Source organism: Nostoc sp., assembly GCF_036917375.1.
Lineage (GTDB): Bacteria > Cyanobacteriota > Cyanobacteriia > Cyanobacteriales > Nostocaceae > Nostoc.
Map to the genome: position 1 here is coordinate 132,223 of NZ_JBALDN010000007.1, position 6,445 is coordinate 138,667.

The 6,445-nt window shown below is 40.5% G+C and carries 5 protein-coding genes; 1 reads left to right on the forward strand and 4 read right to left on the reverse strand.

From position 1 onward, the window contains the following. Positions 1-85: 85 nt before the first annotated feature. Both V7K45_RS02590 and V7K45_RS02595 read right to left on the reverse strand, forming a co-directional pair. Entirely contained in the window at positions 86-2,053 is a 1,968-nt protein-coding gene (locus V7K45_RS02590) for a di-heme oxidoredictase family protein (RefSeq protein WP_335000076.1), read from the reverse strand. Between the two features lie 933 nt (positions 2,054-2,986). Continuing rightward, on the reverse strand, positions 2,987-3,358 hold the full coding sequence (locus V7K45_RS02595) for a hypothetical protein (RefSeq protein WP_322735780.1): 372 nt from the start codon (positions 3,356-3,358) through the stop codon (positions 2,987-2,989). A 356-nt stretch (positions 3,359-3,714) separates the two neighbouring features. On the opposite strand from V7K45_RS02595, the gene V7K45_RS02600 reads away from it, so the two are divergent. Beyond that, on the forward strand, positions 3,715-4,872 hold the full coding sequence (locus V7K45_RS02600) for an extracellular solute-binding protein (RefSeq protein WP_335000079.1): 1,158 nt from the start codon (positions 3,715-3,717) through the stop codon (positions 4,870-4,872). 94 nt (positions 4,873-4,966) lie between these two features. On the opposite strand, the gene V7K45_RS02605 is transcribed toward V7K45_RS02600, so the two are convergent. Both V7K45_RS02605 and V7K45_RS02610 read right to left on the reverse strand, forming a co-directional pair. After that, entirely contained in the window at positions 4,967-5,494 is a 528-nt protein-coding gene (locus V7K45_RS02605; RefSeq protein WP_335000081.1) for a hypothetical protein, read from the reverse strand. 76 nt (positions 5,495-5,570) lie between these two features. Next, positions 5,571-6,350, reverse strand: a complete 780-nt coding sequence (locus tag V7K45_RS02610) for a class I SAM-dependent methyltransferase (RefSeq protein WP_335000083.1) — start codon at positions 6,348-6,350, stop codon at positions 5,571-5,573. Between the last annotated feature and the right edge of the window lie 95 nt (positions 6,351-6,445).

Here is a 6,445-nt window from a genome sequence, read left to right on the forward strand (position 1 = left end):
CTCTTACTTCAAGTAATACCAAGTCGCCCTCATGATTTATCGCTAGACGACTTGGTATTAGAGTATGGGATCAGCCGTAGCTTGATTAAAAACTTCCAGGATTGTCATCAAGTGCCAGCAAGAAATTAATCAGGTCTGCTTGCTGGTTGGAATTAAACCCAGACTGCCTATCTACGTAGAAGTGATGCCCTGTGCCATCAAGGTTACTACGCACTAAACTAGGATTAGCTTTGTTGGCTTTCACAACCAAACTACGAAGATCGCGATCGACCAAGGCACGCAAGCTGCTAGCAGGATCGGCAGGTATACCTTGGCTAAGAGTGCCAGATAGCCCTAAGCCACTCTTGTTGACAACCGTGAAACTACCGTTGGAGTTAACTTTTAGGCTTCCTGCCCTTACAGCTGCACCACCATCGTGCAAATATGGGGCGCTTAAATAAAGACCACGCAAGGAAGTAGTTTTGTAACCGCCTTTTGGCAAAATACCTTTGGGTAGAGTTGTGGGAGTATCAGAGATACCCTGCGTTGGTACATCCAGGACTTCAGCCTTAGCAGGTATGGGAACAGGAGTGTTAAAGGTGTATAGCTTGGGTGGTACTAACAAATTACTCAGCCCTAAGCGAGATTGGGCACGAGCGGGGTTAGTACGAATTTCATCAATTGGATGAATCTTGTTGTCAGTGAAGAAAGGTGGAATATGGCAAGTTGCACAATTGGCTTTCTCAAATATTTTTGCACCACGTTTAACAGAATTGCTGTTCAACGCTTGCCAGTTTTCTGAAGTCTGGTTGGCAGGTGGTACTAAGCTATTTTGAAAAGCAGACATAGCATTGTCAGCAAATAAGAAAGGGCCGCTAGCAATATCACCAGGCTTTTGAGTATTTGGGCTGAAAACTAAACCGTTGTAAGTAAACAAACTAGGGCGCAGGTTTGGGTAAGTTCCTGTCCCAGGAGCAGGAATTTGGTCTTCTAATTGTGCTTGTGTAGAATTCGGTGCGATCTTCCGCAGCCATTCAGAGGGTTTTACTATCACTCCTTCTGGTAAACGTAGGCTGGGAGTAGCAGCGTTTTGCAGAAATGTACCAATATAAACTTCTGGATCAATACCAAGGGTTTTTGCACTGAGTTGAGCAGCTGCCGACAGATTGATTTCCGAAGAGTGAACACCATTGTTGATAGTACTCAATCCTGCAAAAGGGCCGACAGCAAACTGTCCGTCAGCCCCATAGGGATGATCCTTAAAGGTAAAGATATTGGGGATTTGAGTAGTGTTTCTAATACCATCCGGTGAACTCTCGAAATGACCGAAAGGTACATCTAATACTGCATCATCAAAAGCTTTTTCAAACTTTTCAGGATCGGGTAATTCTACTTTATTACCTTTACTGTCTAGAATAATTTTCCCATTACCTTTATATTGTGGATCTAGGGGGTTGAAGTTTAACCGCGCAAACCCTGCGGCTGTATTTGGTGCTAAAGCAATCAGCAGTGGCGTGGCAATTTCGCCATTAGGTACTCCTAAAAGACGTTCACCCTTATTTGAAAGAGATATATGGCATACAGCACAGCTAATATCAATCTTAGGTGTGATTCCCAGCCCAATGGGAAAAGCCCCTCCCTTTTCCACTTTTAAGCCTGTATTAATGACACTTCCTTGGGGAAAAGTTCGACTACCTAGTGTTATCTTCTTCTTAAGAATAATTTGTAAGTTCGTTGTCGGCTGACCTTGCAACTTAACTATTGCTGTCTGTAATTCTGGCAAAATTGTTGCAAGGCCAAGTCCAAAACCAAATACCCCTTGCAAACCAAATGTGTCACCAATCTTCCGGTTGAAGAATATATCTTCGCCTTTTGCAATTAATTCTTTAGTAATTTTAACTGCCCCTATCCGCTGATAGGAAATGGGATTTTTCGGATCAAATCCTTTATTTACAACTAGTTGTGATGCTTCTTGAGGACTCAGCAGTTTGCCGAAATAGTCGTAATAGCCTAACGGTTGAGTCGGAGCAGGTTGTAAAAGGTCAATCTTTGCGAAAGCTGTCTGGCTTGTCATCAACCAATTTGATAACAAAATGCCAAAAACACTAATGATAAAAACGCAGATAAATAAGAAGATTTTGGTTTTTGAACTATACAACACCCTAAAAACACCAGTCTTAAGGTGATTTTTTTTTGGTTTCATAGTGAGGTACTCACTAAAATAGTATAGGTAGATATATCACACTATTATGTATATATATACAATAGTGTGTTTAAGTTTTTTATCGATTTAGTTGCTAGATTAATTTCTGATACTTAATATATGCTTACAGAATCATCGATCAACATTAAAATAAATCGTAATTTGTAATGGGCTACGCCCCGCGACGCTAACGTAATTTGTAATTCTTAATTAAGTTTTGTAAGAGGATTTAGCGTAAAGTTCAAAGCACCATAAAATAGCGCTTTGCTAGCGCAGCTTTAAGGATGCTCAAACGAACCCTGAAACCTTTGTGGGACGATAGCTTTATTTTTTAGATTTTACCGATAATCTCTGACGTGGAAAAAGTATTTGCCAAAAACCAGGGTTTTTGCTGGATAAAGAAAACCGAGTTCTTAATTTTAGATAAAGTCGAGCTAAGAGGATGTTTGAAAAGTCGCAAAGTATACTAAAGCCCCCTCTCCAAACCTCTCCCTCACGGGGGGGGAGGTTTGGAAAGAGGGAAAAAAGCTGGACAAAAAACGAGAAATCAAGACTTATGTATTTTTCTTTTTTCGTATGAAACCACCCTGCCATTTCTTTGTAGGGAAGGGGGCTAGGAGGTTAGGTTTGGAAAGTTTTGGTGTTAGCAATAATACTTTTCAAACATCCTCTAAAAGAGGAAGAGCCACAAAAATTTCCGCTTGTTAGTTGCTATGCAACTTAAACTCCAGAATTAGTTAAACTTAAAGACTTTACTTCCTTCTCTCCAGCCATTTTTTTTATTCGTTGAACTTCAGGTTAAATTTAATGAATTCTCTCTCTAAGTAATTGTTCTTCTAAAGCAGCAATGCGATTGTACGCTGCTGTTAACTGCGCTGTCAGTCGTTGTATTTGAATTTCTGGTGTTATATTATCTCCACTTTGACGATGCATGTCTAGATAAATGCCATCTGTCAACACATCCTTGTGTTCCATTTCTGGATTTAAATTGTTACGTCCTTTAAACTGGTAGCCTCCAGCTGCACCATTTTGTTGGCAATTATCCTTTGCTTGTGTATTCGCTAAAGAACACTCTGAGAAAGTTTGAGTGACTTTACTATCAAGCTGCTCAATTACTTGGCACAGGTCATCCAGCTTTTGGCTTAAAGTCAGGATCTGCTGCTGTAATAGCTCCATTTAATACCTTTATTCGTACATTTTCTCTATGGTATTCAATTTACTCACAACCTTAACGATACTTATGGATTATTTAAGTATTGATAATTTTTGCTGGAAATGTGACATTTAAATCATTACTTCTCAATACAAGTAAGGTTTCACTATAAGTACCACCAAGTAAATTTATGGATAAAAATTAATCTTTAGTTAGGTATTTGGCAAAAAATCGCAAATTTGAGCCAAATATTCAAAATTAACCATATTATCAAGAAAAAATACCGATAATTCTCCAGATCCACTTTCTCAGCTAGTCAGCCACTGGTGAATCTCTGCTTAATATTAGGTATAATCAAAAATCTCAAAATCCAAAATCAATGGATCGACGGTCTTTTTTGCTAGGTACAAGCACACTGGCACTTTCACAACTGCTTTTTGGCTGTGGTGGAAACAAGCAAACGCAACTAAAAGTACAGTTATTAAAGGGTTCTATACCTGGTCAGGTGGTGAATCAGTTCCAAAAAGGTTTGCAGCAACGGGTGCAGTTAAAGTTTGCTCCAGTTGAGCGTATACAGGATTTATTTCACCAATTACAAAATTGGCAGCAGAAGCCAAAGACCAGCGATGAGCAGGGATGGAGTCGTTTTATACCCTTTAGGCAAAGTCAAAAAGCCGCTGACACAGACCTAGTGACATTGGGAGATTACTGGCTACAAGCAGCTATTCAACAGAAATTGATTCAACCACTCCAAGAAGTGCAGGGAAACCAATTAAAGCAGTGGTCTGCTTTAGATGAAAGGTGGAAACAACTGGTAACGCGCAACGACCAAGGTATTTTGGATACTCAAGGGAAGGTATGGGGTGCGCCTTACAGGTGGGGTAGCACGGTAATTGTTTATAACCGTGACAAGCTGCAAAAATTGGGATGGACGCCCAAAGATTGGAGTGATTTGTGGCGAGATGGAATGCAGCAGCGTATTTCCCTACTCAATCAACCACGAGAAGTTATTGGTTTGGTCTTAAAAAAGCTAGGCAAATCTTATAATACAGACAATCTTGACCAAGTACCAAACTTGGAAAAGGAATTACAGATATTAAACCAACAAGTGAAGTTTTACAGTTCCAATAACTATTTGGAACCTCTAATTATGGAAGACACTTGGCTAGCGGTTGGTTGGTCAAGCGATGTATTGCCTATTTTGGGACGTTATCCGCAGCTTGCCGCAGTTATCCCCCAGTCAGGAACAGCAATTTGGGCGGACTTATGGGTACGTCCCGCAGGGATTACTAAGGATACTTTATCAGATCAATGGATTGATTTTTGTTGGCAACCAAGTACAGCTAAACAAATTTCGGTGCTGACTAAAACTAATTCGCCAATTTCTACAAATATTGCCGCTTCCGATATCCAAGAACCATTATGGAGTTTGTTAGAGAGCGATCGCAAAGTTTTCGATAAAAGTGAATTTTTGCTTCCTTTACCTCCATCAGCAATAAAACAATACGAGTCTTTATTCGCCAAAATTAAGGTTTAATTGGGCATTGGGCATGGGGCATGGGGCATTTGGCATTGGGGATTAGGAATAATTTCTGCTCTCCTGCGCCTCTGCTCCCCTGCTTCCCCAATCGCTACAAAAAACGCTGTAAACCGATCTTGTTCTTAATAGTGGTTTGGATACTGCATAAAGCTGGACTTATACTAAAGTTGCAGGTGTAGGTTGCCAAGGGTTCTTTTTGATAATTAAATACCCGGACGTTGTAACCAAAGTTCCGTGCAGCGCTACCCAAGCGATTTACGAAGTCGTAGCGCTCTACATACTCTAGTAAACTCCAAATTTGCTGATTCACGATCAAGTCTACTCGTGCAGGTTCTTTGCCAGAAGTTGGATATGCTATCCAATTATCTAATAGCTTTGTCTCAGAGTTTTGTTGTGCCCACCATAAGCTGGGAACGGTTAATCGGTCTGGATGAATGGTGTTAGCTGTGATTACATAGTCTTTTGGCTTGGTTAATAAGTCTAGTTCTAAAGGCGCACTAGAAGGTGACGGTATTGAACGGGTTTGCGCTAGTGTGGGCGGGACTAGTAAAGCTGTAAGGGTAATAGTTAGTAGTAATGAAAATGATGTTTGGCGATCGCACAATTTAGGTATATGCATAACTGATACTAATTCGTAATACCTCGACTTCGCTCGGCACAAGTTCGTAATTCATAATTCGTAATTAGGGCACAATCTAAAGTTTAATGGCAACTATACGAATTCTTCGATAATCTGCTGTCCAAGTTCCTTGTTGATATAGTGTTGGCTTCAGATATTCCTCGACGACGGGAATTATTTGTATTTGTTGCTCAAGTGAAAGTCCGGCTAAGAATGGACTGGCGAACATTTTAATCCAGTTTGCTATGCCAGCTTCTCCTTCTGCTAGGGGAGTTGGGCGAGGAAACAGGATAGCATAAATGACATCAAAGCCTTGATATTCTAAAAGGCTAGCGTATTCACCAATGCTAGGGTAATACCAAGGATTCTCTACTTGTGCTTGAGAGATACCAATGGACTCTAAAGCACTGTATAAAGCTGTGGCGATCGCCAAAACATTTCCTTTACCCCCAAATTCTGCGACAAAACGCCCTCCAGGTTTTAGAGATTGGTGTATGGAAGCGATCGCGCTATCTGCTTCTTTCACCCAATGTAGTACAGCATTGGAAAATACAGCATCCAATGGCTTATCTACTTGAAAGTTTCTAGCATCAGCAACATCAAAACGGATATGGGGATAGTTTTGTCTTGCCTTTTCAATCATCTCAGATGCATAATCAACTCCCATTACTTCAGCCCCAGCTTGGGCAATTTTTTCTGTGAGTTGTCCAGTACCACAGCCAAGATCCAAAATGGATTCTCCTGGCTGAGGGTTGAGTAATTTTAGTAAGTCTTCGCCATATTGCCAGACAAAGGCGTGTTTATCTTCGTAAAGAACAGCATCCCAAGAATTTTTAGGTGTTGAAAGATTATTCATAAGTCAATACGGTTCAGTTAAGGCTGAAAGTCGTGTAAATTAAGCATTGTCCAAGAATGAAAATGAGCGTGTGGTGCATCTCAAAGATTTCTTAT

What these genes read in the sequence shown, in the direction of transcription:
- V7K45_RS02590 (WP_335000076.1), bottom strand. Translation starts at nt 2,053, where the DNA reads ATGACAAGCCAGACAGCTTTCGCAAAGATTGACCTTTTACAACCTGCT.
- V7K45_RS02595 (WP_322735780.1), bottom strand. Translation starts at nt 3,358, where the DNA reads ATGGAGCTATTACAGCAGCAGATCCTGACTTTAAGCCAAAAGCTGGAT.
- V7K45_RS02600 (WP_335000079.1), top strand. Translation starts at nt 3,715, where the DNA reads ATGGATCGACGGTCTTTTTTGCTAGGTACAAGCACACTGGCACTTTCA.
- V7K45_RS02605 (WP_335000081.1), bottom strand. Translation starts at nt 5,494, where the DNA reads ATGCATATACCTAAATTGTGCGATCGCCAAACATCATTTTCATTACTA.
- V7K45_RS02610 (WP_335000083.1), bottom strand. Translation starts at nt 6,350, where the DNA reads ATGAATAATCTTTCAACACCTAAAAATTCTTGGGATGCTGTTCTTTAC.